The organism is Pseudoduganella lurida (genome assembly GCF_007830455.1).
GTDB lineage: Bacteria > Pseudomonadota > Gammaproteobacteria > Burkholderiales > Burkholderiaceae_D > Rugamonas > Rugamonas lurida.
On record NZ_VLLB01000011.1, the window covers coordinates 15,135 to 40,611 of the forward strand.

The window sequence follows — 25,477 nt, forward strand, 5'->3', positions numbered from 1 at the left end:
CCACGAGCCGCGCCGCAGGCTGAGACAAGCAAAACAAGACAAGAAAGAAGAGGCAACGATGGAAAAAATCTGGCTGGCATCCTATCCCGACGGCGTCCCTGCGGACATCGACGTGGGGCAGTACACCTCGGTGACGCACCTGCTGGAGGAATCGTTCCGCAAGTATGCCAACGAGAAGGCCTACGTCTGCATGGACAGGTTCCTCACCTATGCGGAAGTCGACCAGATGTCGCGCAAGTTCGGCGCCTGGCTGCAGGCGAAGGGCCTGGCGCCCGGTGCGCGCGTGGCGATCATGCTGCCGAACGTGCTGCAGTATCCGGTGGCGCTGGCGGGCATCCTGCGCGCCGGCTACACGGTGGTCAACGTGAATCCGCTGTACACGCCGCGCGAACTGGAGCACCAGCTGAAGGATTCCGGCGCCGAGGCCATCATCGTGCTGGAGAATTTCGCGCACACGGTGCAGGCCGTGCTGCAGGAAACCCCGGTCAAGCACGTGATCGTGGCCACGATGGGCGACCTGATGGGCACCGTCAAGGGCGCCATCGTCAACCTGGTGGTGCGCCACGTGAAGAAGATGGTGCCGGCGTTCTCGCTGCCGCGCGCCGTGCCGTTCAGGCAGGTGCTGGCCGAAGGGGGGCGCCTCACGCTGAACCCGGTGCAGCTCGGCCATGACGACATCGCCTTCCTGCAGTACACGGGCGGCACCACGGGCGTCTCGAAAGGCGCCGTGCTGCTGCACCGGAACGTGATCGCCAACGTGCTGCAGAACGAGGCGTGGCTGAACATGGCGCCGCAGAAGGAGCAGATCGTGTTCGTCTGTGCGCTGCCGCTGTACCACATCTATTCGCTGACGGTCAGCGCGCTGATGGGCATGCGCCTGGGCGGCCTGAACCTGCTGGTGCCGAACCCGCGCGACATTCCCGGCTTCGTCAAGGAGCTGGCCAAGTACCGCGTCACGGTCGTGCCGGCCGTGAACACGCTGTACAACGCGCTGCTGAACAATCCCGATTTCGCCAAGCTCGATTTCTCCAGCTACAAGGTATGCAACGGCGGCGGCATGGCCGTGCAGCAGGCCGTGGCGGACAAGTGGCTCAAGCTGACCGGCACGCCGATCATCGAGGGCTACGGGCTGTCCGAAACGTCGCCGGTGGCCACCGCCAACCGCGTCGACATCAAGGAGTTCACCGGCACGATCGGCCTGCCGATCCCGTCGACCGAAGTGGCGATCCTGGACGACGACGGCGTCGAGGTGCCGCTGGGCCAGCCGGGCGAGATCGCCATCCGCGGCCCGCAGGTGATGGCCGGCTACTGGCAGCGTCCCGACGAGACGGCGAAGTCGATGACGCCGGACGGCTTCTTCAAGACGGGCGACATCGGCATCATGGATGCGCGCGGCTACACGAAGATCGTCGACCGCAAGAAGGACATGATCATCGTCTCCGGCTTCAATGTCTATCCGAACGAAGTGGAAGGCGTGGTGGCCGCGCATCCGGGCGTGCTGGAATGCGCCTGCATCGGCGTGCCGGACAAGAACTCCGGCGAGGCGGTCAAGCTGTTCGTGGTGCGCAAGGATCCGAACCTGACGGCGGATGAGCTGCTGGCCTTCTGCAAGCACGAACTGACGGCGTACAAGAAGCCGAAGTACATCGAGTTCCGCGACGACCTGCCGAAGACGAACGTGGGCAAGATCCTGCGGCGGCAATTAAGGGATGAAAAGCCGGCCACCGAAAAGCGGGCTGCCTGATCGGGCGGGGCTCAGGCGCCCGCCATCCCCGCCTTCCCGTCCTCCACCGCGAACCGCGCCAGCGTCTGCAGGCCGCTGTCCGGATCGCGCACATCGTCGAGCCCCTGGAACAGCACCGAGGTGCGGGCCGGCGTGAGCTCGAACAGCATGAACCCCCGCCGGTCGCTGCGGCCATATCTGATGTGCGGGTTCATCGCCACGTACTGCGCCGTGCGCTCCTGCGGCCGCGAATTCGACGTCACTGAGGTGCCGCAGAATTCCGTCGCCACCACCGGGTTGCTCGATGCAGAGGGCCGCGTCGGATCGCGCCGCAGCTCGGCCGCATAGAACGTGTGCACGTCGCCGGACAGCACCAGCGGATTGGCCGCGCCGCTGCCCCGCACCGCATCGAGCAGCCGCTGGCGCGCCGCCGGATAGCCGTCCCAGCCATCGGTCCAGAAGCGGCCGTCGCTGGCGCGGCGCAGTTCTACCTGCGACGACTGCGCCATCAGCGTCTGCTGGGCCAGCACGTTCCAGCGCGCCGGCGAACTTTTCAGGCCTTCCTTCAGCCACGCTTCCTGCGGTGCCCCCAGCATCGTGCGCCGCACGTCGGCCAGCATCGCGCAGGCATTGCGGTAGACGGAGTTCGAGCCGCCCCGGCTGGGCCGCGGGCACGCCTGCGGCGAGCGGTACTGGCGGTTGTCCAGCACGTGGAAACGGGCCAGCCGGCCCCAGTCATAGCGCTGGACCATGCGCACGTCGTCGAAGCCACGGGCCGCGAAGCGCAGCGGCTGGTGCTCGCAGTAGGCCTGGTAGGCGGCCGCGCGGCGGGCCGCGAAGTCGGGCGACAGCAGCTCGTCGCGCAGGCCGCCGTAGTCGTTGGCCACTTCGTGGTCGTCCCAGGTGAGGATCCAGGGCGCCACGAGGTGGGCGGCCTGCAGGTCCGGGTCCGTCTTGTAGTGGGCGTAGCGGGCGCGGTACTGGTCGAGCGTGAAGCTCTCGTCGCGGCGTACGGCGCGCGCAGGATGCTGCCGGCTGTAGGCGCCCCATTCGTAGATGTAGTCGCCGAGGAAAGCGACGAGGTCGGGCGCGGCCTGCGCGATATGGCGGTGCGCCGCGTAGTGGCCGAATTCCCAATGCTGGCAGGACGCCACCGCCAGCCTCAGCGACGCCGGCATCGCGTCCGGCGGCGGCGCCGTGCGGGTGCGGCCGATGGCGCTCACGGCATCGCCCAGCATGAAGCGGTACCAGTACCAGCGGTCCGGCCGCAGGCCCTTCGCATCGACATGCACGCTGTGCGCGAGGGCCGGGCTGGCGGTGGCGCTGCCGCGCGCGGCGATGCGGCGGAAGGCTTCGTCCTCCGCCACTTCCCAGCGCACGGCAAAGGCCACGGGCGGCGTGGCGGCCGCGTTCAGCGGATCGAACAGGATGCGCGTCCACAGCACCACCGAGTCGGGCAGCGGCGAGCCGGAAGCGACGCCGAGCGTGAACGGGTAGGGCTGGTTGCGCGGCGCGCCGGCCACCGGCAGGAAGGGCGCGAGCGCCGCCAGCCCGGCCACGCGGGCGCCGGTAAGCAGCAACTGCCGGCGGCCGTGCATGGTGGCTCCCGGATCAGGCGTGGATCAGGCTGTCCAGCGGCGGCACCGGGCGGGGCCGGCGGTCCGGGCCCGTCGCCACGTAGGTCAGCGTGGCCTCCGTCACCTTCACGATGTCCGCCTGCAGCCGGTTGCGCTCGGCGTACACCTCCACGTTGACGGTGATCGACGTGTTGCCCACCTTGACGATATCGGCATAGAACGACAGCAGGTCGCCCACGAAGACGGGATTCTTGAACACGAAGGAATTGACGGCGATCGTCGCCACCCGGCCGTTGGCGCGGCGCGTGGCCGGCAGCGAGCCGGCGATGTCGACCTGGGCCATGATCCAGCCGCCGAACACGTCGCCGTACACGTTCGCATCGGCCGGGGCCGGCATCACGCGCAGCTCCGGCATCTTGCCGGGCGGCAGGCAGTTCGGCACGGGGATGGCGGCGGGCGAGACAGGTGTAACAGGCGTGTTTTCGGGCGTGGTCATCGTCGAATCGGGTTGAGGGCTACAATGGGGCCGATTGTAAACCACTGCCAGCCTACCGCCCGTCATGCGTCGTTCCTCCCCTTCTGCCGAACCGTCCCCGCCACCCCGTCCCGGCCGCAGCGATCTTGCCACTTTAAAAACATTGTTACCTTATCTGTGGGTGTACAAGTGGCGCGTGGGTCTCGCGCTGCTGGCACTCGTGGGCGCCAAGCTCGCCAACGTGGGCGTGCCCGTGGTGATGAAGCACCTGGTCGATGCGCTGACCCTGCAGCCGGGCGATCCGCGTACCGTGCTCGTGCTGCCGATCGGCCTGCTGGTTGCCTATGGCGCGCTGCGGCTGGCCACCACGCTGTGCACCGAGCTGCGCGAATTCCTGTTCGCCCGCGTCACGCAGCGTGCCGTGCGCACCATCGCCCTGCAGGTGTTCCGGCACCTGCATGCGCTGTCGCTGCGCTTCCACCTGAACCGGCAGACCGGCGGCATGACGCGCGACATCGAGCGGGGCACGCGCGGCGTCGGCTCGCTGATCTCGTACACGCTGTTCAATATCCTGCCCACGCTGGTGGAGATCACGCTGGTGCTGGGCTACCTCGTCACGCATTACGACATCTGGTTCTCCATCATCACGTTCAGCGCGCTGGTGCTGTACATCGCCTTCACGGTCACCGTCACCAACTGGCGCACGCACTTCCGCCGCACGATGAACGACCTCGACTCGAAGGCGAACACGAAGGCGATCGACTCGCTGATCAACTACGAGACCGTCAAGTATTTCGGCAACGAGGACTACGAGGCGCGCCGCTACGACGAGGGCCTGCAGCATTATGAATCGGCGGCGGTGCGCTCGCAGACGTCGCTGTCCCTGCTCAACACGGGCCAGTCGGCCATCATCGCCAGCGCCGTCACGCTGATCCTGTGGCGCGCCACCGTGGGCGTGATCGACGGCACGATGACGCTGGGCGACCTGGTGCTGGTGAACTCGTTCATGATCCAGCTGTACATCCCGCTCAACTTCCTGGGCGTGATCTACCGCGAGATCAAGCAGAGCCTGGCGGACATGGAACGCCTGTTCGCGCTGCTGGACGAGAACCGCGAGGTGGCCGATGCGAAGGATGCCCGGCCGCTTGTCACGCAGGGCGCGGCGGTGCGCTTCAACCACGTGGACTTCAGCTACGAGGCCAAGCGCCAGATCCTGTTCGACGTGGACTTCACCATCCCGGCCGGCACCACGACGGCCGTGGTGGGCCATAGCGGCTCGGGCAAGTCGACCCTGTCGCGGCTGCTGTACCGCTTCTACGAAGTGAACGGCGGCGCGATCACGATCGACGGGCAGGACCTGCGCGCCGTCACGCAGGATTCGCTGCGCCATGCGATCGGCATCGTGCCGCAGGATACGGTGCTGTTCAACGACACGATCGAGTACAACATCGGCTACGGCAAGCCGGGCGCCACGCACGACGAGATCGTGGCCGCCGCGCGCGCCGCCTCGATCCACGACTTCATCGACAGCCTGCCGGATGGCTACCGCACGATGGTGGGCGAACGGGGGCTGAAGCTCTCCGGCGGCGAGAAGCAGCGCGTGGCGATCGCACGCACCCTGCTGAAGAACCCGGCGATCCTGATCTTCGACGAGGCCACCTCGGCCCTCGATTCGAAGTCCGAGCAGGCTATCCAGGCGCAACTGAAGGAGATCGCGAAGAACCGCACCACCATGGTCATCGCGCACCGCCTGTCGACGGTGGCCGATGCCCACCAGATCCTCGTGCTGGACCATGGCCGCATCGTCGAGCGCGGTACGCATGCGGCGCTGCTGGCGGCCGATGGCGTGTACGCGCAGATGTGGGCCCGCCAGCAGGCCCGCGCCGATGCGCCGGAGGAGGCCGTCGCCGGGGTGGACGCCTGATCGTACCTGTCGGCCCCGTTGACACCAGCGCCGGGGCCGCTTTTGACTGCGCAGTAAGCCACTGATCCGTAAGAATTTTTACCGATGGCGCGCAATTTGCCTTGCTGTAGCCGGGGCCGCGCTGCGGCCGGTTCGGGGAGGTTGCCGTGGGAAGCTTGCCTGCCACCGTCGTTGGCATCGGTCTCGGCATCGCCGCGCTGCTGGCCTGCCGGCCTGTATCGGCGCTGGAGGTGATCGAGCTGCCGGCGGCAGGGTGGACCGACGCTACTGCGCCCGCCGCCACGCTGCCGTGGAACGGCACGGCGGCCGCAGGTCCCTGGCCCGCGCCAGGCAGCATCCTGGCCTTGACGGACGCGCCGCTCCCCGCTGCCGAAGCACTCCTGCCCCCATCGGGCTTCGCCGGCCCGGCTTCCGCACCACCGATTCCCGTGCCGGAACCCTTGTCGGTGCTGATGCTGGCCTGCGGCCTGCTGCTGATCATGCCGGGCACCTGGATCCCGCGCTGGTACCGGCTGGGCGACCGCATCCCGCTGACGGCGCGGAGGGCCGGATGAGCAGGCTCGCCACCGCCGCGCGCGTCGTGCTGGGCGCGCCCGGCATCGTCAATGCGGACGGCGAACTGCGGCTCACCGTGCCAGTGCGGAACGTGGGCGACACGTCGCTGGCCGGCCTGGCGGTGCGGGCCGTCACGCTGGGCGGCGCCGTGCGCACCAGTCCCGCCGCGTTCCCCCTCGTGCTCGGGCTGCTGGAGGCCGGCGGGGTCGCCACCATCGCGGTGCGCTTCCGCGATCCGGCGCTGTTGCCCGGCACGCGCTGCCTGCTGTCGCTTACCGTCAGCCATTTCGTCCACGGTGCCGGCCATCGTGCCGCAGGCAGGCAGGTGCACAGCCTGGTGCTGAACCGCTGCGTGCAGATTCCGCCGCCGACCTGCGCCGCCGCGGCGACCCTGCACGCGCGCGTGCGCACGGAGCGTGCCGCCGGCAGCTGGCGCTACACGCTGTACAACGACGAAGCAGCCGATTCCGGGCTGTACCTGTCGGCGCTGGCGCTGATGGTGTCGGCACCGGTGGCGATCCTGGGCACGCCGCCCGGCTGGCGCGGTGAAACGGATGGCTACAGCTACGTGTTCTGGCGCGCGGCAGATTACCTGCCGCCCTATCCGAACCACCTGATGCCGGGCGACGTGCTGGAAGGCTTCGTGCTCGGCAGCCCGCGCACGGCGGCGCAGGCCTCGGCCGCCGCGCTGGCGAGCTGGAACCATAGCGCCGACACGGCCGGTCCCGTGCTGGCCGGCGATGTGCTGACGCCATATTGAAAACCCGGCAAGGCGGGAGGGCGAATGGATGCGCTGCGTGCAATCGGCGTCACGGTACCGCTGGCGGCACTGGCGGGGCTGCTGGCGGCCGGTGCGCTGGGCCTGCTGGCGCTGGCCTGGGCACTGTGGCAGACGCACGCAACGGGGGCGGGCCGCCGCGCCTGCGGGCGGCCGCTGCGGCGCGGCGATCCGCTGCCGTTCTTCATGGCGCTGGCGCTGGACGGCCGCCCGGTCCCTTCCGCCGCGCTGTTTGCCGAAGGGCGCGACATGCTGCTGCTGTTCGTCGGCCCGGACAGCGCACCCTGCCGCGCCTTGCTGGAAGCGCTGCTGCCGCGCCGCGGCCATCCGGACAAGCTGGTGGTGATTGCCGACGGCCGGCTCGATGCCCGCCTGGCGCAGCTGGGCCAGCTGGCCGGCCACGAAGTGCTGCTGCAGCAGGATGGGGCGGCGAGCCGGCGCTGCGGGGTGGCGGTCATGCCCTGCGCGCTGAAGGTGCGGCGCGACGGCATCGTGGTGGCGCCCCCCGTGGTCGGGCGCGATGCGATCCTGGGCCTGGCGGGGCCGCCGCACGGGCGCGGACCGCGGCGGCCGCGCGTGTCGGTGCTGCCCTAGCATCCGGAAAACGCGGGCGAAAAAAAACCGGACGAGCCGTCCGGTTTTCGATGGCAGGGGCGCCGTTCAGTTGAGCGGCGCGGTGGCCACATCCTTCTCGGCCGGCGCCGTCAGTTCGCCTTCCCACTTCGCCACCACGGCGGTGGCGATGCTGTTGCCGATCACGTTGGTGGCCGAGCGGGCCATGTCCAGGAAGTGGTCGATCGACAGCAGCAGCACCAGGCCCGCTTCCGGGATATTGAACTGCGACAGCGTGGCGGCGATCACCACCAGCGAGGCGCGCGGCACGCCGGCCATGCCTTTCGACGTGAGCATCAGCACGGCCATCATCGAGATCTGCGTGCCCATCGACAGCTCGATGCCGTAGGCCTGGGCGATGAACACGGCGGCGAACGTGCAGTACATCATGGAGCCGTCCAGGTTGAACGAGTAACCGATCGGCAGCACGAAGGCGGCGATGCGGTTGCGCACGCCGAAGCGCTCCAGGCCTTCCAGCGTTTTCGGGAACGCCGCTTCCGAGGAGGCGGTGGAGAAGGCCAGGATCGTCGGGCCGCGCACTTCCGTCAGCAGGTCGAAGATGCGCTTGCCCAGGAAGATGAAGCCGGCCGCGATGAGCAGGCCCCACAGCACGGCGATGCCGAAGTAGAACTCGGCCATGAACACGCCGTAGGTCTTCAGCACGATCAGGCCTTCCTTGGCGATGATGCCCGAGACGGCGGCAAACACGGCCACCGGCGCGAACTGCATCACGTAGCCCGTTACCTTCAGCATCACGTGGGCTACGCCGTCGACCACGTCGATCATCGGTTCGGCCTTCTTGCCCACGGCGGCCGCGGCCAGGCCGAAGAACAGCGAGAACACCACGATCTGCAGGATCTCGTTCTTGGCCATGCCGTCGATGATGGAAGCAGGTACCAGGTGAGTGATGAAATCCTTCAGCGTCAGGCTGCTCGTTGCCAGGTCGGCGTGGCCGGTGGCGGCCAGCGTGCCGGCCAGCGCATCGCCCGGGCGGAAGATATTGACCAGCACCAGGCCCAGCGCCAGCGACATCACGGAAGCGATGAAGAACCACGCCAGCGTCTTCACGCCGATGCGGCCCACGTCGCCCGCGTCGCCCATGCGGGCGATGCCCACGACGAGGGTGGAGAACACCAGGGGCGCGATGATCATCTTGATCAGGCGGAGGAACACGGTCGTGATCAGCGACATCGCGTCGCTGTACGAGGCGGGCGCCGCCATCGTCGTGTTCAGGATGTAGCCGGCCAGGATCCCCAGTGCCAGTGCCACCAGGATCCAGGTGGTCAGGCGGTTTTTCTTCTCCATGCGTCTGTCTCTCCATCTGTCGGCCGCGCCGTGGCGGATAGCGTGCGGGCCGGGGTTGCCTTTGCCGGGGTGCCGTCCCCGGTATTTCAGCGGATCGCGCTATGATGTCGCGCGGCCATGTTGAATTTTTAGGCAGTTTAATTGATAAGGTCGGCAGTATCCGTGTGCCCTCCCGCACTGTCAAGCGCGGGTTCGCGCGGCGATTGCGACGAAAATAAACCGCTTGCGCCGGCCTCTTCACCATCTGACCGTCCATGATCGACATAAACAACATCAGCAAGTGGTATGGCCCGTTCCAGGTGCTCACGGATTGCACCGCGCATGTCGCCAGGGGCGACGTGATGGTGATCTGCGGGCCGTCCGGCTCGGGCAAATCCACGCTGATCAAGACCGTCAACGGCCTGGAGCCGTTCCAGCAGGGCGAGATCCTGGTCGACGGCACGTCGGTCGGTGCGCCGGGCACGAACCTGCCGCAGCTGCGCTCGCGCATCGGCATGGTGTTCCAGAACTTCGAGCTGTTCCCGCACCTGTCCGTGCGCGACAACCTCACTCTCGCCCAGATCAGGGTGCTGGGGCGCACGCGTGAGGAGGCGAACGAGCGGGGCCTGAAGTACCTGGACCGCGTGGGCCTGCTGGCCCAGCAGGACAAATTCCCGGCCCAGCTCTCCGGCGGCCAGCAGCAGCGCGTGGCGATTGCCCGCGCGCTGGCGATGGACCCGATCGCGATGCTGTTCGACGAGCCCACGTCCGCCCTCGATCCGGAAATGATCAACGAGGTGCTGGACGTGATGGTGGGCCTGGCCGGCGAGGGCATGACGATGCTGGTCGTGACGCACGAGATGGGCTTTGCCCGCAAGGTGGCCAACCGCGTGCTGTTCATGGATGGCGGGCGCATCGTCGAGGACAGCCCGAAGGACGCATTCTTTGCCGCGCCCCGTTCGGAACGGGCACGCGAGTTCCTCGCCAGGATCATCCATTAAGTCCGGGGCACTGCGCACCGAGCCGCCCAGCGCGTAAAATATCGCATCCCCCGCATTCCATCCGTATTCCACCCATCCTTAGAGCCGTCATGTCCACCACCTTCGAAGCGCCATCCTCCCTGACGATCATCCGCCCCGACGACTGGCACCTGCACCTGCGCGACGGCGCCACGATGGCCAGCGTGCTGCCGCACAGCGCGCGCCAGTTCGGCCGCGCCATCGTGATGCCGAACCTGCGCCCGCCCGTCACCACCGTCGCCCAGGCCGCGGCCTACCGCGACCGCATCCTGGCCGCGCTGCCGGCCGGCGTGGCGTTCGAGCCCCTGATGACGCTGTACCTGACCAACAACACGTCGCCGGACGAGATCCGCCGCGCCGCCGATTCCGACTTCGTGCATGCCGTGAAGCTGTACCCGGCCGGCGCCACCACCAATTCCGATGCGGGCGTGACCGACCTGGTCAACTGCTTCCCGGTCCTGGAAGTGATGCAGGAAGTGGGCTTGCCCTTCCTCGTGCACGGCGAAGTGACGGATCCCGAGATCGACCTGTTCGACCGCGAAGCCGTGTTCATCGAGCGCGTGATGCGCCCCCTGCGCAAGAACTTCCCGGCCCTGAACGTGGTCTTCGAACACATCACCACCAAGGATGCGGCGCAGTACGTGGCCGAGGCGGAAGGCCCGATCGCGGCCACCATCACGGCGCACCACCTGCTGTACAACCGCAACGAGATCTTCAAGGGCGGCATCCGTCCCCATTACTACTGCCTGCCCGTGCTCAAGCGCGAGGAGCACCGCCTGGCGCTCGTGACGGCCGCCACCAGCGGTGACGAGCGCTTCTTCCTCGGCACCGACTCGGCGCCGCACGCGCAGGGCGCCAAGGAAGCGGCCTGCGGCTGCGCCGGCTGCTACACGGCCCTGCATGCGATGGAGCTGTACACGGAAGCGTTCGAACGGGCCGGCGCGCTCGACAAGCTGGAAGCGTTCGCCAGCCTGAACGGCCCGGCGTTCTACGGCCTGCCGCCGAACGAAGGCACCATCACCCTGCAGCGCGAACAGTGGACGCTGCCGCAAACGCTGCCGTTCGCGGACCAGCAGATCGTGCCGCTCAATGCCGGCGAAACGATCAACTGGAAGATGGTCTAAGCGTTGGCGGGCGCCGCGGTGCTGCCGCCGGTCGACTGGTCCCGCCCGTGGTTCGCCGCCGTGCGGCCGGCCGCGGCCGCGGTCGATCCGGCAGACATGACCGGCACGTTCACGGCGCGCGCCCGGGCGCTGGGGCTGGCGAACTTCGCCGGCCTGCCCGTGTCGTTCGTGCCGCAGTCGGCGCTGCCGGAGGGTACGGCGTACGAGGAACACATCGGCGCCACCGGCTGCGTCCCCACGCGCGACAACCTGCATGATTTCTTCAATGGCCTGGTGTGGTTGTCGTATCCGCTATTGAAGCGCGAGATCAATGCGCTGCAGGCGGCGCAGATCGCCCGCGACGGCATCCGCAACGAGCGCGGGCCGGCGCGCGATGCCGCCACGCTGCTCGACGAGAACGCCGCGCTGCTGGTGGTGGCGGACGATGCGGACGGCCGGGCGCTGGCCGATGCGCTGCGCCACCACCGCTGGCGCGAGGCGTTCGTCGACCGCGCTGCCTCGTTCGGTCCGCCCGGTTCGGCGGCGCCGGCCCAGGTCTGGCTGTTCGGCCACGCGCTGATGGAAAAGCTGATGGCGCCGTACAAGGCGATCACGGCGCACACGCGCGTGATCGCCGCGCCACCGGATTACTTCACCCTGCCGCGCGACGGGCAGCAGGCCTGGATCGATGCGCACCTGGCGCAGTCGCTGCGCAGCGAAGGCCTGCACAAGTCCGCCTTCACGCCGCTGCCCGTGCTGGGCATTCCCGGCTGGTGGCCGGTGCAGGACGATGCGTTCTATGATGACGCAGCCGTGTTCCGGCCGAAGCGCACCTTTAGTCCAGTACCCGCAGTTAGTCCAGTACCTGCACTTAGTCCAGTACCTGCACTTAGTCCAGTACCTGCACTTAGTCCATTACCCGCACAGGAGACACTATGACCGACCGTACCATCCGCTGGGGCATCCTCGGCACCGGCAAGATCGCCAGGGCCTTCGCCACCGCGCTGAAGGACACGCCGGACGCCGTGCTGGCCGCCGTGGCCTCGCGCAGCGTCGGCAATGCCACGCAGTTCGCCAGCGACCACGGCTCGCATGAGCTGACGAAAAGCCACGGCAGCTACGAGGCGCTGGCCAGCGATCCGGACGTGGATGCGATCTACATCGCCACGCCGCACCCGATGCATCACGAGAATGCGCTGCTGTGCCTGAATGGCGGCAAGCATGTGCTGGTCGAAAAGGCGTTCACGGTGAACCGCCGCGAGGCCGAAGAGGTGGTGGCGCTGGCGCGCGCCAGAGGGCTGTTCGCGATGGAGGCGATGTGGACGCGCTTCCATCCTGCAGTGCTGGAAGCAAAGCGGCTGATCGCCGGCGGCGAGATCGGCACCGTCACTTCCGCGCTGGGGGATTTCGGCTTCCATTCGGATGCCGGCCCGGAGCACCGCCTGTTCAATCCGGCGCTGGGCGGCGGCGCGCTGCTGGACCTGGGCATCTATCCGCTGTCGACGGCCGCGTATTTCCTGGGCCCCGTGCAGACCGTGCAGGCCGCCGGCCGGCTGGGCGCGACGGGCGTCGATGTGCAGGCCGCGTTCACGCTGATGCACGAGGGAGGCGCGATGTCGGTGGGCTCGTGCAGCCTGCTGGCGCGCACGCCGGTGGAATTCACGATCTGCGGCAGCAAGGGCTTCATCAAGCTGCACGGCCGCTTCCACAACACGGAAGACCTGACGATCGAGCTGAACGACGGCACCCGCCGCGTCGTGCACGTGCCGCGCATCGGCAACGGCTATGCGCATGAAATCATCGAAGTGAACCGCTGCCTGCGGGAAGGGCTGCTCGAAAGTCCGGTGATGCCGCTGGACGAATCGGTGGCGCTGATGGGCGTGCTGGACGAGATCCGTCGGCAGATCGGCGTCACGTACGACGCCGATCGCTGATGCCGGTCCGGCCGCCGATGCAGTGATCGGCCGGCCGGGATTGCTCGACGGGGGGCGGCTTAACGAACGGCGTTGTCGACGCGGCGGCGGCGCGACAGCAGCAGCACGACGGCACCGGCGCCCAGCAGCATCGGTGCGGAGATTTCGGCGGCGCGCGGCGGCTTCGTGCCGGCCAGTGCAGCGGTGCCGGTACGTGCCTCGGCATTGCCCGCCCACGCCGGCGTGGCGGCGGCGGTGGCGAAAACTTGGTGCGGCGCAGCGGTCAGGCGCGTTCCGGCATCGAACTGGCCCATGGCGACGTTTGCGGAAAACGCGACGGCCAGCGCGCTGGCGGGCATGGCAAAGGTGGGAACATTGCGGGCAAAGACTGGTGCCGCGTGCAATGCCAGAGCGGCGGTAACCGTGATCAGGACTCGTTTCATCAGGGGCTGGGATGACTTATCAACAACGGGATGTCATTGTAGTATTGCTTGCGTATCAACACAAGTAATTTTTCTGTTAATGCTTATATGACTGCTGCATAGCAGCATCCGATGCCGGTTAAACTGGCCTTTTTACCAGGAGTCGCCATGCACGCCGCCCCGCCGTCGCTCGATCTCAAGAAAGTCCTGGTCGCCACGGGCGTCATCCTGACGCTGGCGATGGGTGTACGCCATGGCTTCGGCTTCTGGATGCAGCCGATTTCGCTGGCCAATGGCTGGAGCCGCGAAACGTATTCGCTGGCGATGGCGCTGCAGAACCTGCTGTGGGGAGCGTTCGGCCCGTTTGCCGGCATGGTGGCGGACCGCTGGGGCACCCTGCGCGTGGTGCTGGTAGGAGCCGTGGCGTATGCGGCGGGCCTGGTATGGATGGCCACCGTCACGCAGCCGGCGCTGTTCGTCGTGGGCTCGGGCATCTTCATCGGGCTGGGGCTGGCCTGCACGGCGTTCGGGGCCGTGAGCGGCATCGTCGGCCGCGCCGCGCCGCCGGAAAAGCGCTCGTGGGCGTTCGGCATTTCCGGCGCCGCCAGCTCCTTCGGCCAGTTCCTGCTGATGCCGGTCGAGCAGACGCTGATCACCCACGTGGGGTGGCAGCAGGCGCTGTTCCTGCTGGCCGCCGTCGTCGTGTTCCTGATGGTGCCCATGGCGTTCCGGCTGCGCGAACCGGCCGTGCAGAAGACTGGCGGCCAGCACCAGAGCATCCGCGCCGCGCTGGGCGAGGCGGTCGGCAACCGCTCGTTCCTGCTGCTCGTGGCCGGCTATTTCGTGTGCGGCTTCCAGCTGGTGTTCATCGGCGTGCACATGCCGGCCTACCTGAAGGACAAGGGCATCGCCGATCCGCAGGTGGCCGTGATCGCGCTGGCGCTCATCGGCCTGTTCAACATCTTCGGCTCGTACTGGGCCGGCAAGCTGGGCGGCCGCCTGCCGAAGCGCTACCTGCTGTCGTTCATCTATTTTTCACGCGCGGCCGTGATCGGCCTGTTCCTGCTGGCGCCGCTGTCGCCGCTCTCGGTGTACGTGTTCGCCGCCGCGATGGGCGTGCTGTGGCTGTCCACCGTGCCGCTCACGAACGGCATCATCGCCGGCGTGTTCGGGCTGTCGCACATGTCGATGCTGGCCGGCGTGGTGTTCCTGTCGCACCAGGTGGGCAGCTTCATCGGCGTCTGGCTGGGTGGCTACGTGTTCGACCTGCGCGGCAGCTACGACCTGGTCTGGTCCATCGCCATCGCGCTGAGCGTGTTCGCCGGCCTGGCCAACCTGCCGATCGACGAGCAGGCGCTGGTGCGGCGCGACCTGCAGGCCGCGTGAGGATCGCCATGAAGCCGGCCTGGTGGTGGATCGCAACGGCGCTGGTGCTGGCGCTGGTCTTCGCCGCCTACCTGCGCCCCGACTTCATGTTCGACATGGCGACGCGCATCGTCCTGTGCTTCCAATGATGTGCTTCTGACTACGGCTCGGCCCGTGTCAACATCGGGGTCAGTCACGAAAAGTGACACGAGCTCTACAGTTACCGGCCTTTTCAATGACCGCTACAGCTCAGCCCGTGTCAACTTTGGTGACTGACCCCGATGTTGACACGAGCTCGGCTGTAGTTAGACCTTGAGAAACTCCTCGCGCCCGCCCAGCCAGCGTTCCAGGTGGGCTTCGACGACGGGCTCGCCGGCCGGGTCGTGCAGCAGGGCGTGGGCCACGTCGCGCGCCTGGTCGACCAGCCAGCCATCCGTTTCCAGGTCGGCGAAGCGCAGCATGGCCTGGCCGGACTGGCGGGCGCCGAGGAATTCGCCGGGGCCGCGGATTTCCAGGTCGCGGCGGGCGATCTCGAAGCCGTCCGTCGTTTCGCGCATCGTCATCAGGCGCTGTTTCGCCACATGGCCCAGCGGCGCCTGGTACAGCAGCAGGCAGACGCTGGCCGCCGAGCCACGACCCACGCGCCCGCGCAGCTGGTGCAGCTGCGACAGTCCGAAACGCTCGGCATGTTCGATCACCATCAGCGATGCATTCGGCACGTCGACGCCCACCTCGATGACGGTCGTCGCCACCAGCACGTGCACCTCGCCGGCGATGAAGGCATCCATGATCACCTGTTTTTCCGCCGGCTTCAGGCGCCCGTGTACCAGGCCCACCTGCAGCTCGGGCAGCGCGGCAGCCAGCGTTTCGTAGGTTTCGGTGGCGGTCTGCAGTTGCAGCGCCTCCGATTCCTCGATCAGCGGGCACACCCAGTACACCTGCCGGCCTTCCAGCGCGGCGGCATACACGCGTTCGATCACTTCGTCGCGGCGGTTCTGGTCGATCACGCGCGTGACGATCGGCGTGCGGCCCGGCGGCAGCTCGTCGATCACGGACACTTCCAGGTCCGCGTAATACGTCATCGCCAGCGTGCGCGGGATGGGCGTGGCGGACATCATCAGCTGGTGCGGCACCAGCCCGTCCGCGCCCTTGTTGCGCAAGGTGAGGCGCTGGCCGACGCCGAAGCGGTGCTGCTCGTCGACGATGACGAGGCCCAGCCTGGCGAACTGCACCGAGTCCTGGATCAGCGCGTGCGTGCCGATGACGAGCTTTGCCTCGCCCGATTCGGCCTGCGCGCAGGCGATCGCCTTCTCCTTCTTTTTCAGGCTGCCCGTCAGCCATGCGACCTTCACGCCCAGCGGCTCCATCCACGCGGCGATCTTGCGGAAGTGCTGCTCGGCGAGGATCTCGGTGGGTGCCATCAGCGCGGCCTGGAAGCCGCTGTCGATGGCCTGCGTGGCGGCCAGCGCGGCCACGACCGTCTTGCCGCTGCCGACATCGCCCTGCAGCAGGCGCTGCATCGGGAACGGCTGGCGCAGGTCTGCGCGGATTTCCGTCAGCACGCGTGCCTGGGCATTGGTCAGCTTGAACGGCAGCCCGGCCTGGAACGCGGTGGTCAGCGCGCCGACGGCCTCCAGAGGCGCCGCGCCTTTCTGGCGGCGCGCATCCTGGGCGCGCTTCAAGGACAGCTGCTGGGCCAGCAGCTCGTCGAACTTCATGCGGATCCAGGCGGGATGCGAGCGGTCCAGCAGCGCGTGCTCGTCGATCTGCTGCGGCGGATAGTGCAGCAGGCGCACGGCCGGCTCGAACGGATGCAGCTGCATGCGCTCGCGCAGCGCTGGCGGCAGCGTGTCCGTCCAGTCCACGCGGCCCATCGCATCGGCGATCGCGCGGCGCAGGATTGGCTGCGACAGGCCTTCGCCCGAGTGGTACACGGGCGTGAGCGAGGTGGGCAGCGGTGCCCCCTCGTTGACGACCTTGTAGGTGGGATGGACCATCTCGGCGCCGAAGAAGCCGTGTTTCAGCTCGCCCCGCACGCGCAGGCGCACGCCTTCGGACAGCTGCTTGACCTGGCTGCCGTAGAAGTTCATGAAGCGCAGCATCAGCTCGCCGGAGTCGTCGGCGATGTAGACGATCAGCTGGCGCCGCGGCTTATACGTGATCTCGTTCTTCAGGACGACGCCTTCCACCTGCGACGTCTGCCCGCCGCGCAGGCAGGCCTCGCGGATGGGAATGACCTCGGTTTCGTCCTCGTAGCGCATCGGCAGGTGCAGCACCAGGTCCATGTCCGTGCGCAGGCCCAGCTTGGCGAGCTTCAATTCGGCCGCGGCCGCTTTCGACAGGGGGGCTTTTTTTACCGGGGGCTTGCTTTGCTTCGTTTCAGCCATTTTTCGCGTGGAGTAGGTACGTTAGCGTAAAATAGAGGGTTGCCCAACGTATTTCCAGCGGAATTTCCGTGTTCCAGACCATGTATTCGCTTTCCGACTTCGATTTTAACTTGCCGCCCGAGCGCATAGCGCAATTTCCGCTACCGGATCGCAGTGCCTCGCGCCTGCTGCACGTGGATGAGAGCCGCCTGGTCGACCGCAAGTTCACCGACATCCTCGACCTGCTAGTGGGCGGCGACCTGCTGGTGATGAACGACACCCGCGTGCTGAAGGCGCGCTTCTTCGGCATCAAGGACAGCGGCGGCAAGGTGGAGGTGCTGGTCGAGCGCGTGCTCGATACGCGCACCGTGCTGGCCCAGGTGCGCGCGTCGAAGTCGCCCGGCCCCGGCGTGAAGATCCGCCTGGCCGACGCGTTCGACGTCACCGTCGGCGAACGGGCCGGCGAGTTCTTCACGCTGAAGTTCGACGCCGACGTGTTCGACCTGATCGAGCAGTACGGCCGCCTGCCGCTGCCGCCCTACATCGAACACGCGCCCGGCGAAGTGGATGAAACGCGCTACCAGACGGTGTTCAACAAGGTGCCCGGCGCCGTCGCGGCACCGACCGCCGGCCTGCACTTCGACGAGGCGCTGCTGCAGAAGCTGAAGGACAAGGGTGTGCAGTTCGCCTACGTGACGCTGCACGTGGGTGCCGGCACGTTCCAGCCGGTGCGCACGGAGAACCTGGCCGAGCACAAGATGCACACCGAGTGGTACACCATGCCGCAGGCGACCGCCGATGCGGTAAAGGCCACCCGCGCGGCGGGCCGTGACGTGATCGCCGTCGGGACGACGAGCCTGCGCGCGCTGGAATCGGCATCGCAATCCGGCACCATCGAGGCGGGCAGCGGCGACACGAACCTGTTCATCACGCCCGGCTATTGCTTTAAAGCTGTCACGCGCCTGATCACCAACTTCCACCTGCCGAAGTCGACCTTGCTGATGCTGGTGTCGGCGTTTGCCGGCTACGACGAGATCCGCGCCGCCTACGCGCATGCGATCGCCCACGAATACCGCTTCTTCAGCTATGGCGATGCCATGCTGCTGACTACCCCTAACCGGGCATAACGGACTAACTACATGCTGGAATTCAAACTGCTCAAGACCGACACGACCGGTCTGACGAAGGCGCGCCGCGGCACGCTGCAACTCAATCACGGCACCGTGCAGACGCCGATCTTCATGCCCGTCGGGACGTATGGTTCCGTGAAGGCGATGTCGCCGGTGGAGCTGAAGGAGATCGGCGCCCAGATCATCCTGGGTAACACCTTCCACCTGTGGCTGCGTCCCGGGAACACGGTGATGGAAAAATTCGGCGGCCTGCACAAGTTCATGGGCTGGGACAAGCCGATCCTGACCGACTCCGGCGGCTTCCAGGTGTTCTCGCTGGGCGAGATGCGCAAGATCACGGAAGAGGGCGTGCACTTCAACTCGCCCATCAATGGCGACAAGCTGTTCCTCTCGCCGGAGATCTCGATGCAGATCCAGCGCGTGCTGAACTCCGACATCGTGATGCAGTTCGACGAATGCACGCCGTACGAGATCGACGGCCGTCCCGCCACGGTCGAGGAAGCGGCCAAGTCGATGCGCATGTCGCTGCGCTGGGCCCAGCGGTCGATGGATGAGTTCAAGCGCGGCGAGAACCCGAACGCGCTGTTCGGCATCGTCCAGGGCGGCATGTTCGAATCGCTGCGCGACGAATCGCTGGAAGGCCTCGAGAAGATCGACTTCCCCGGCCTGGCGATCGGCGGGCTGTCCGTCGGCGAGCCGAAGGAAGACATGATGCGCGTGCTGGAACACATCGGCCCGCGCCTGCCGGCCAACAAGCCGCACTACCTGATGGGCGTGGGCACGCCGGAAGACCTGGTGGCCGGCGTCTCGAACGGTGTCGACATGTTCGACTGCGTGATGCCCACCCGGAATGCGCGCAACGGCTGGATCTTCACCCGCTTTGGCGACGTGAAGATCAAGAACGCCCGCTACAAGGAAGACGTGGAACCGCTGGACGCCACCTGCACGTGCTACGCCTGCCGCAACTTCTCGCGCGCCTACCTGCACCACCTGCACCGCGCCCAGGAGATCCTCGGCGCCCGGCTGAACACGATCCACAACCTGCACTACTACCTGGACATCATGCGCCAGATGCGCGAAGCCCTCGACGAAGACCGCTTCCCCGACTGGGTGAAGCAGTTCCACGCCGACCGCGCCCGCGGCGTCTAATGCTACAGCCGAGCCCGTGTCCACCAAGGGGTCAGCCCCCGACATGGACACAAGCTCGGCGTTAGGGCCGGTGCAATCAACTGCCGAGTCCGTGTCTATGTCGGGGTCTGACCCCAAGGTGGACACAAGCTCGGCAGTACCGGTGAAGCTGTGAAATTGTTCTTGCAATAATGTAAAACCGCATAATCTGCGGGTCTTTGGGCAGTGCTAGAATACAGCGCTGTTTTTTTTAATATCTACTGGAGTCACCCGTGTTCATTTCCAACGCATATGCTCAAACCGCCGGCGCTGCCGATCCGGGCCTGATGGGCAACCTGTCGACGTTCGTTCCGCTGATCCTGATGTTCGTGGTCATGTACTTCCTGATGATCCGCCCGCAGCAGAAACGCGCGAAGGAACAGCGCGCGATGATGGATGCGCTGGCCAAGGGCGACGAAGTCGTCACCGTCGGCGGCATGCTGGGCCGCGTGGTCAAGGTTGCCGATGTGTACGTGACGATCGAGATCGCGCCGAACACGGAAGTCGTCGTGCAGAAGCCGTCGATCACGACGCTGCTGCCGAAGGGCACGCTGAAGGGCCTGTAAGACTCGCACGCGGGCGGCTTCGGCCGCCCGCGGTCCGTCAGTCCGCTTTGCATTTTGTCGTTACTTCATCGACGCAGAAGAATATGAACCGCTATCCTGTCTGGAAATACATCGTCATCGCCGTGGTCGTGCTGCTGGGCGCACTCTACACGGCGCCGAACTTCTTCGGCGAATCGCCGGCGCTGCAGATCACCAGCGCCAAGTCCACCGTCAAGGTCACCAGCGATGTCGCCACCCGCGTCGAGCAGCTGCTGCGCGATGCCAAGCTGGCCACCACCGGCGTCACCTTCGACGCGGGCACCAGCCATTCGGTGCGCGCGCGCTTCACCGAGATCGACACCCAGTTCAAGGCCCGCCAGGTGCTGGAACGGGGCCTGAACGCCGATCCGAGCGACCCCACCTACGTCGTCACCAACAACCTGATGGCGAACACGCCGCAGTGGATGCAGAAGGTTGGCGCACTGCCGATGTACCTGGGCCTCGACCTGCGGGGCGGCGTGCACTTCCTGATGCAGGTCGATACCAAGGCCGCGCTGGACAAGCGCATCCAGGGCTTCCAGGCGTCGATCCGCAGCCAGCTGCGCGACAAGAACGTGCGCCACGCCGGCATCGAACGGGCGGGCGACAGCATCGTCGTGAAGTTCCGCGACGACGCCACCCGCGATGCGGCCCGCAATGCGCTGGTCGAAATGAACGAGCTGCAGCTGACCAATGGCGGCAGCGGTTCCGACCTGACCCTGACGGCGGCCATGAAGCCGGCCGCGCTGAAGGCCACCCTCGACAACGGCGTGAAGCAGAACATCGCCACGCTGTCCAAGCGCGTCAATGAACTGGGCGTGTCCGAACCGATCATCCAGCAGCAGGGTCCGGACCGCATCGTCGTCCAGCTGGCCGGCTTCCAGGACGTGGCGCGCGCCAAGGCCATCATCGGCCGCACCGCCACGCTGGAAGTGCGCCTGGTCGATCCGACCGTGCCGCGCGGGACCGAGCTGTCCGCCGCCATCCCGTTCAACTCCGAGCTGTTCACGGTCGGCAAGAACGTGCCGGTCGTGCTGTCGAAGGACGTGATCCTGTCCGGCGACTACATCTCGTCGGCCACCGCCAGCTTCGATGAAAACCAGCAGCCGGCCGTGTCGATCGACCTGAACGGCGACGGCGGCCGCAAGATGCGCGAAGCCACCCGCGACAACGTGGGCAAGCTGATGGCCATCGTGCTGAAGGAAAAGGGCAAGCCGGAAGTGCTGTCGGTCGCCACCATCCAGCAGGAACTGGGCAGCCGCTTCCGCATCACGGGCATGGGCAGCATCGAGAACTCCACCGAACTGGCGCTGCTGCTCAAGTCCGGCGCGCTGTATGCGCCGATGGACGTGATCGAGGAACGCCTGATCGGCCCGCAGCTGGGTGTCGAGAACATCTCGAAGGGCTTCCACTCCACGCTGTACGGCTTCACGGCCATCGCGATCTTCATGATCCTCTACTACATGATGTTCGGCTTCTTCTCCGTGATCGCGCTGGCCGTCAACCTGCTGCTGCTGGTGGCGATCCTGTCCGTGATGGGCGTGACGCTGACCCTGCCCGGCATGGCCGCCATCGCGCTGGCACTGGGCATGGCGATCGACGCCAACGTGCTGATCAACGAACGCGTCCGCGAGGAGCTGCGCGCCGGCGCCTCGCCGCAGGCCGCCATCTCGGCCGGCTTCGACCGCGCCTGGGCCACGATCCTGGACTCGAACGTGACCACGCTGATCGTCGGCCTGGCGCTGCTGGTGTTCGGTTCCGGCGCCATCCGCGGCTTCGCCGTCGTGCACTGCCTGGGCATCCTGACCTCGATGTTCTCCGCCGTGGTGGTCTCGCGTGGCGTGGTGAACCTGTGGTACGGCCGCAAGAAGAAACTGCAGTCGCTGTCGATCGGTACCGTCTGGGTACCCGGCCAGGCCAAGTAAACCACAGCTCAGTTAGAGGATTTCATGGAATTTTTCCGCATTCGTAAAGACATCCCGTTCATGCGCCACGCGTTGATCTTCAACGTGGTGTCGGCGCTGACGTTCGTGGCCGCCGTGTTCTTCCTGGTCACCAAGGGACTGCACTTCTCCGTCGAGTTCAAGGGCGGCACCGTGATGGAGGTGAGGTACTCCCACGGCGCCAACCTGGAAGGCGTGCGCAGCGCGCTGCAGGCCGGCGGCTTCGACCATCCGGAAGCAAGCACGTTCGGCAATGCCAGCAACGTGATGATCCGCCTGCCGATCACGCCGGGTTCGAGCTCGGACACCACGTCCGCGCGCGCCTTCGAGATCCTGTGCCGCGCCGAGAAGGGCACGGCCAAGCACTTCGAGGAAACCACCGAGAAGGGCGAACGCCATGCCCGCACCGCCTGCCTGGACACGGCCGGCAAGGAACTGGTCTCGCTGCAGAGCGTGGAATTCGTCGGCCCGCAGGTGGGCGACGAGCTGGCGCAGAACGGCCTGAACGCGCTGGTGATGGTGATCATCGGCGTGATGATCTACCTGGCCATCCGCTTCGAGTGGAAGTACGCCGTGGCGGCCATCATCGCCAACCTGCACGACGTGGTGATCATCCTGGGCTTCTTCGCGTTCTTCCAGTGGGAGTTCTCGCTGACGGTGCTGGCCGGCGTGCTGGCCGTGCTGGGTTACTCGGTCAACGAATCGGTCGTCATCTTCGACCGGATCCGCGAGAACTTCCGCAAGCAGCGCCGCATGAGCGTGCATGAAGTGATCGACAATGCGATCACCAGCACCATCTCGCGCACGATCATCACCCACGGCTGTACCGAGATGATGGTGCTGTCGATGCTGTTCCTGGGCGGCCCCACGCTGCACTACTTCGCGATGGCGCTGACGATCGGCATCCTGTTCGGCGTCTACTCTTCCGTGTTCGTGGCCGCCGCCGTTGCCATGTGGCTGGGCGTGAAGCGGGAAGACCTGATCAAGCCCGTCAAGGAAAAGGACGAGACGGACGGCGCGGTGGTGTAAGCAGGCCCCGCCGGGTCGTATTGCTGCCGAGTGCAAGCAAGCCCTTTCAAGCCGCCCCGGTCCGCCGGGGCGGCTTTTTTCTTGGGTGCCCCTGCCGCGGCACTATCCGGTTTATGTGAAATGGCGCACAGAGCCCGGCCGGCCCGGGACGTACTATGAAGCTGTCTCTTTCAGGACATCCCTAGTTTTGGACTTAACCCGCTTTCGAGCGGGTCTTTTTTTGGGCGGCGTGTTGGTGCGCCGTCAGCCGAGCAGGAAGCCGGGCGGCTGTTGCTGCAGGCCCGGCGTGGCGGTGGTCGTCTCGTCCTTCAGGGCGACACCGCTGATGCCGCGCCGGCGTGCCTCGCCCAGCAGGTAGTGCAGCTTGTGTGCCGCCTGCGCAAACGACATGCCGGTAGGCCGCACGTTCGACACGCAGTTGCGCTCCGCATCGCGGGTGCCGATCCGCGGCGCCCAGGTCAGGTACAGCCCCATGCTGTCCGGCGAACTCAGGCCGGGCCGCTCGCCGATGAGTACCAGCACGGCGCGCGCGCCGAGCAGCTGCGCCACCTCGTCGCCCACGGCCACCCGGCCCTGCAGCACCAGCGTCACCGGCGCCAGTGCCCAGCTTTCGCGTACCAGCAGAGGCGTCAACTCGGCCAGGAACGGCAGCGCGTTCTGGTCGATGGCGCGCGCCGACAGCCCGTCCGCCAGCACCACCGCCAGGTCGTGGCCATCGCCGCGCGCGGCCTCCCGTAACAGAGCGCGCGAGGGCGCATCGAGCTGCCGGCCCAGGTCCGGCCGCTGCAGGTAGGTGGCGCGGTCGGCGGCGGCACTGTGCAGCAGCAGCGTGGCATGGCCCTGGTCTGCCAGGCCTTCCAGCAGGGCCGGTGCATCCAGCCCGGTGTGCACGGCGTCGCGCGCCTGCGCATGGGCCAGCTGGAACGCCAGCTGCGCCGCGGTGGGCTGGCTTGCGCCGCTGCGGCCCAGCGCGATGCGCGCCGCCGTGAACCGTTTCAGCTCGGCCCAGGGGTTGTCGATGACGGGCGGGCTATCGCTCATGATGCCAGCCGGGGCAGGATTTGCCGGAAAGCCGGGGGCAGCTCGCCTGCCAGGCAGATGGCGCCTGCCCCGTCCACGATGCCCATGCGCTGCAGCCAGGTCTCGAACTCCGGCGCGGCGCGCAGGCCCAGTACGCGCCGCACGTACAGCGCGTCGTGGAAGGAGGTGCTTTGGTAGTTGAGCATGATGTCGTCGGAACCGGGCACGCCCATCACGAACGTGCAGCCGGCCGTGCCCAGCAAGGTCAGCAGCACATCCATATCGTCCTGGTCCGCTTCCGCATGGTTGGTATAGCAGACGTCGCAGCCCATCGGCAGGCCCAGCAGCTTGGCGCAGAAGTGGTCCTCCAGGCCGGCCCGGATGATCTGCTTGCCGTCGTACAGGTACTCGGGGCCGATGAAGCCGACCACGGAATTGACCAGGAAGGGCTGGAAGTGCCGCGCCACCGCATACGCGCGGGCCTCGCAGGTCTGCTGGTCCACGCCGTGGTGGGCGCCGGCCGACAGGGCGCTGCCTTGCCCCGTCTCGAAGTACATCACGTTGCTGCCCGCCGTGCCACGCCCCAGCGCCAGGGCCGCGGCGCGGGCTTCTGCCAGCAGCGCCAGGTCGATGCCGAAACCCCGGTTGGCGGCCTCGGTGCCGGCGATCGACTGGAACACCAGGTCCACCGGTGCGCCCCGTTCGATCGCTGCCAGCGTGTTGGTGACATGCGTGAGCACGCAGGACTGGGTGGGAATGGCATAACGCTCGATTACCGCGTCGAGCATGTGCAGCAGGCCGGTGACCTGCTGCACGTTGTCGGTGGCGGGGTTAATGCCGATCATGGCATCGCCGCTGCCGTACAGCAGGCCATCCAGGATGCTGGCGGCGATGCCGCTGGCATCATCGGTCGGATGGTTCGGCTGCAGGCGCGTGGCCAGGCAGCGTGGCAGGCCCATGGTATTGCGGAAGGAGGTGGTCACGCGGCATTTGGCGGCCACCAGGATCAGGTCCTGCACGCGCATGATCTTCGACACCGCCGCCGCCATTTCGGGCGTGATGCCGGCGCTGATGGCGGCCAGCACGGTGCTGTCAGCCGCGTCGCCCAGCAGCCAGTCGCGAAAGTCGCCCACGGTCAGGTGGGCGATGGCGGCAAAGGCGGCCCGGTCGTGGCTGTCCACGATCAGGCGCGTGACTTCGTCCGTTTCGTAGGGGATGAGTGCCTCGGCCAGGAACCGCGCCAGCGGCTGCGCGGCCAGCGTCATCTGGGCCGCCACGCGCTCGGCGGCGCTGCCGGCCGCCAGCCCGGCCAGCACGTCGCCGGAGCGGGCCGGCGTGGCCTTCGCCATCAGGTCCTTCAGGTCGGCGAACTGGTAGGTATTGGCGCCGACGACGTGCTTGAACTGGAACGGTTGCATGCGATCCCCCTGGCGTCTTCCGACACCCGACAGGGTACACCAGGCCGGCCCGCGCCGTCAGCGCACGTGC

22 protein-coding genes are annotated in these 25,477 nt (G+C 67.0%); 15 read left to right on the plus strand and 7 right to left on the minus strand.

What is annotated here, in order from left to right:
• The first annotated feature begins 58 nt into the window (after positions 1-58).
• Positions 59-1,744 carry a long-chain fatty acid--CoA ligase gene (locus tag IP91_RS22720; RefSeq protein WP_145652276.1) on the plus strand — a complete coding sequence of 562 codons (1,686 nt, stop codon included), beginning with the start codon at positions 59-61 and terminating at the stop codon, positions 1,742-1,744.
• Positions 1,745-1,755: 11 nt separating this feature from the next.
• On the opposite strand, the gene IP91_RS22725 is transcribed toward IP91_RS22720, so the two are convergent.
• On the minus strand, positions 1,756-3,321 hold the full coding sequence (locus IP91_RS22725) for an alkaline phosphatase D family protein (RefSeq protein ID WP_145652278.1): 1,566 nt from the start codon (positions 3,319-3,321) through the stop codon (positions 1,756-1,758).
• Positions 3,322-3,334: 13 nt separating this feature from the next.
• Entirely contained in the window at positions 3,335-3,796 is a 462-nt protein-coding gene (locus tag IP91_RS22730) for an acyl-CoA thioesterase (RefSeq protein ID WP_145652279.1), read from the minus strand.
• A 64-nt stretch (positions 3,797-3,860) separates the two neighbouring features.
• Here IP91_RS22730 and IP91_RS22735 point away from each other — a divergent pair, with 64 nt between their 5' ends.
• The 4 genes from IP91_RS22735 (at position 3,861) to IP91_RS22750 (ending at position 7,626) form a co-directional block, all read left to right on the plus strand.
• The gene (locus tag IP91_RS22735; RefSeq protein WP_145652281.1) at positions 3,861-5,699 is read left to right on the plus strand and encodes an ABCB family ABC transporter ATP-binding protein/permease; all 1,839 of its coding nucleotides are present in this window, start codon (positions 3,861-3,863) and stop codon (positions 5,697-5,699) included.
• 146 nt (positions 5,700-5,845) lie between these two features.
• Positions 5,846-6,253, plus strand: coding sequence for a hypothetical protein (locus IP91_RS22740; RefSeq protein ID WP_145652283.1), 408 nt, complete (start codon positions 5,846-5,848; stop codon positions 6,251-6,253).
• Complete coding sequence (locus tag IP91_RS22745) at positions 6,250-7,014, plus strand: hypothetical protein (RefSeq protein WP_145652285.1); 765 nt, start codon at positions 6,250-6,252, stop codon at positions 7,012-7,014. Before IP91_RS22740 ends, IP91_RS22745 begins: the two co-directional genes overlap by 4 nt.
• A 24-nt stretch (positions 7,015-7,038) precedes the next feature.
• Positions 7,039-7,626: a TlpA family protein disulfide reductase gene (locus IP91_RS22750; RefSeq protein ID WP_145652287.1), complete on the plus strand. Its 588-nt coding sequence runs from the start codon at positions 7,039-7,041 to the stop codon at positions 7,624-7,626.
• 66 nt (positions 7,627-7,692) lie between these two features.
• On the opposite strand, the gene IP91_RS22755 is transcribed toward IP91_RS22750, so the two are convergent.
• Positions 7,693-8,949, minus strand: a complete 1,257-nt coding sequence (locus IP91_RS22755; RefSeq protein WP_145652289.1) for a dicarboxylate/amino acid:cation symporter — start codon at positions 8,947-8,949, stop codon at positions 7,693-7,695.
• A 254-nt stretch (positions 8,950-9,203) separates the two neighbouring features.
• Here IP91_RS22755 and IP91_RS22760 point away from each other — a divergent pair, with 254 nt between their 5' ends.
• The 4 genes from IP91_RS22760 (at position 9,204) to IP91_RS22775 (ending at position 12,984) form a co-directional block, all read left to right on the plus strand.
• Complete coding sequence (locus IP91_RS22760; RefSeq protein WP_145652291.1) at positions 9,204-9,929, plus strand: amino acid ABC transporter ATP-binding protein; 726 nt, start codon at positions 9,204-9,206, stop codon at positions 9,927-9,929.
• Between the two features lie 89 nt (positions 9,930-10,018).
• A complete protein-coding gene (pyrC, locus tag IP91_RS22765; protein ID WP_145652293.1) occupies positions 10,019-11,071 on the plus strand; it encodes a dihydroorotase in 1,053 nt (350 codons plus the stop codon).
• A gap of 18 nt (positions 11,072-11,089) precedes the next feature.
• Entirely contained in the window at positions 11,090-11,989 is a 900-nt protein-coding gene (locus IP91_RS22770; protein ID WP_145652562.1) for a DUF3025 domain-containing protein, read from the plus strand.
• Positions 11,986-12,984, plus strand: coding sequence for a Gfo/Idh/MocA family protein (locus tag IP91_RS22775; RefSeq protein WP_145652295.1), 999 nt, complete (start codon positions 11,986-11,988; stop codon positions 12,982-12,984). Before IP91_RS22770 ends, IP91_RS22775 begins: the two co-directional genes overlap by 4 nt.
• Before the next feature lie 59 nt (positions 12,985-13,043).
• Here the strand turns inward: IP91_RS22775 and IP91_RS22780 are convergent, their stop codons facing one another.
• Positions 13,044-13,406, minus strand: a complete 363-nt coding sequence (locus IP91_RS22780; RefSeq protein WP_145652297.1) for a hypothetical protein — start codon at positions 13,404-13,406, stop codon at positions 13,044-13,046.
• A gap of 147 nt (positions 13,407-13,553) precedes the next feature.
• Here IP91_RS22780 and IP91_RS22785 point away from each other — a divergent pair, with 147 nt between their 5' ends.
• The gene (locus IP91_RS22785; RefSeq protein WP_145652299.1) at positions 13,554-14,771 is read left to right on the plus strand and encodes an MFS transporter; all 1,218 of its coding nucleotides are present in this window, start codon (positions 13,554-13,556) and stop codon (positions 14,769-14,771) included.
• A 284-nt stretch (positions 14,772-15,055) separates the two neighbouring features.
• On the opposite strand, the gene recG is transcribed toward IP91_RS22785, so the two are convergent.
• Positions 15,056-17,137 (minus strand): ATP-dependent DNA helicase RecG, encoded by a 2,082-nt coding sequence (gene recG / locus IP91_RS22790; RefSeq protein WP_145652301.1) that lies wholly within the window; start codon positions 17,135-17,137, stop codon positions 15,056-15,058.
• Positions 17,138-17,217: 80 nt separating this feature from the next.
• On the opposite strand from recG, the gene queA reads away from it, so the two are divergent.
• The 5 genes from queA (at position 17,218) to secF (ending at position 22,969) form a co-directional block, all read left to right on the plus strand.
• Positions 17,218-18,243, plus strand: coding sequence for a tRNA preQ1(34) S-adenosylmethionine ribosyltransferase-isomerase QueA (queA, locus tag IP91_RS22795; RefSeq protein WP_145652564.1), 1,026 nt, complete (start codon positions 17,218-17,220; stop codon positions 18,241-18,243).
• Between the two features lie 12 nt (positions 18,244-18,255).
• Positions 18,256-19,395 (plus strand): tRNA guanosine(34) transglycosylase Tgt, encoded by a 1,140-nt coding sequence (gene tgt / locus IP91_RS22800; protein WP_145652303.1) that lies wholly within the window; start codon positions 18,256-18,258, stop codon positions 19,393-19,395.
• A gap of 251 nt (positions 19,396-19,646) precedes the next feature.
• Entirely contained in the window at positions 19,647-19,979 is a 333-nt protein-coding gene (yajC, locus tag IP91_RS22805) for a preprotein translocase subunit YajC (protein WP_145652305.1), read from the plus strand.
• Between the two features lie 83 nt (positions 19,980-20,062).
• On the plus strand, positions 20,063-21,922 hold the full coding sequence (gene secD, locus IP91_RS22810; protein WP_145652307.1) for a protein translocase subunit SecD: 1,860 nt from the start codon (positions 20,063-20,065) through the stop codon (positions 21,920-21,922).
• Positions 21,923-21,946: 24 nt separating this feature from the next.
• Complete coding sequence (gene secF / locus IP91_RS22815) at positions 21,947-22,969, plus strand: protein translocase subunit SecF (RefSeq protein WP_145652309.1); 1,023 nt, start codon at positions 21,947-21,949, stop codon at positions 22,967-22,969.
• A 243-nt stretch (positions 22,970-23,212) separates the two neighbouring features.
• Here the strand turns inward: secF and eutC are convergent, their stop codons facing one another.
• Both eutC and IP91_RS22825 read right to left on the minus strand, forming a co-directional pair.
• Positions 23,213-24,010, minus strand: a complete 798-nt coding sequence (eutC, locus tag IP91_RS22820) for an ethanolamine ammonia-lyase subunit EutC (protein ID WP_145652311.1) — start codon at positions 24,008-24,010, stop codon at positions 23,213-23,215.
• The gene (locus tag IP91_RS22825) at positions 24,007-25,407 is read right to left on the minus strand and encodes an ethanolamine ammonia-lyase subunit EutB (RefSeq protein ID WP_145652313.1); all 1,401 of its coding nucleotides are present in this window, start codon (positions 25,405-25,407) and stop codon (positions 24,007-24,009) included. The genes eutC and IP91_RS22825 overlap by 4 nt, the downstream gene beginning before the upstream one ends.
• Between the last annotated feature and the right edge of the window lie 70 nt (positions 25,408-25,477).

Coding starts and splice junctions, on each gene's coding strand:
- IP91_RS22720 (WP_145652276.1), top strand. CDS start 59: ATGGAAAAAATCTGGCTGGCATCCTATCCCGACGGCGTCCCTGCGGAC.
- IP91_RS22725 (WP_145652278.1), bottom strand. CDS start 3,321: ATGCACGGCCGCCGGCAGTTGCTGCTTACCGGCGCCCGCGTGGCCGGG.
- IP91_RS22730 (WP_145652279.1), bottom strand. CDS start 3,796: ATGACCACGCCCGAAAACACGCCTGTTACACCTGTCTCGCCCGCCGCC.
- IP91_RS22735 (WP_145652281.1), top strand. CDS start 3,861: ATGCGTCGTTCCTCCCCTTCTGCCGAACCGTCCCCGCCACCCCGTCCC.
- IP91_RS22745 (WP_145652285.1), top strand. CDS start 6,250: ATGAGCAGGCTCGCCACCGCCGCGCGCGTCGTGCTGGGCGCGCCCGGC.
- IP91_RS22750 (WP_145652287.1), top strand. CDS start 7,039: ATGGATGCGCTGCGTGCAATCGGCGTCACGGTACCGCTGGCGGCACTG.
- IP91_RS22755 (WP_145652289.1), bottom strand. CDS start 8,949: ATGGAGAAGAAAAACCGCCTGACCACCTGGATCCTGGTGGCACTGGCA.
- IP91_RS22760 (WP_145652291.1), top strand. CDS start 9,204: ATGATCGACATAAACAACATCAGCAAGTGGTATGGCCCGTTCCAGGTG.
- pyrC (WP_145652293.1), top strand. CDS start 10,019: ATGTCCACCACCTTCGAAGCGCCATCCTCCCTGACGATCATCCGCCCC.
- IP91_RS22775 (WP_145652295.1), top strand. CDS start 11,986: ATGACCGACCGTACCATCCGCTGGGGCATCCTCGGCACCGGCAAGATC.
- IP91_RS22780 (WP_145652297.1), bottom strand. CDS start 13,406: ATGAAACGAGTCCTGATCACGGTTACCGCCGCTCTGGCATTGCACGCG.
- IP91_RS22785 (WP_145652299.1), top strand. CDS start 13,554: ATGCACGCCGCCCCGCCGTCGCTCGATCTCAAGAAAGTCCTGGTCGCC.
- recG (WP_145652301.1), bottom strand. CDS start 17,137: ATGGCTGAAACGAAGCAAAGCAAGCCCCCGGTAAAAAAAGCCCCCCTG.
- queA (WP_145652564.1), top strand. CDS start 17,218: ATGTATTCGCTTTCCGACTTCGATTTTAACTTGCCGCCCGAGCGCATA.
- tgt (WP_145652303.1), top strand. CDS start 18,256: ATGCTGGAATTCAAACTGCTCAAGACCGACACGACCGGTCTGACGAAG.
- secD (WP_145652307.1), top strand. CDS start 20,063: ATGAACCGCTATCCTGTCTGGAAATACATCGTCATCGCCGTGGTCGTG.
- secF (WP_145652309.1), top strand. CDS start 21,947: ATGGAATTTTTCCGCATTCGTAAAGACATCCCGTTCATGCGCCACGCG.
- eutC (WP_145652311.1), bottom strand. CDS start 24,010: ATGAGCGATAGCCCGCCCGTCATCGACAACCCCTGGGCCGAGCTGAAA.
- IP91_RS22825 (WP_145652313.1), bottom strand. CDS start 25,407: ATGCAACCGTTCCAGTTCAAGCACGTCGTCGGCGCCAATACCTACCAG.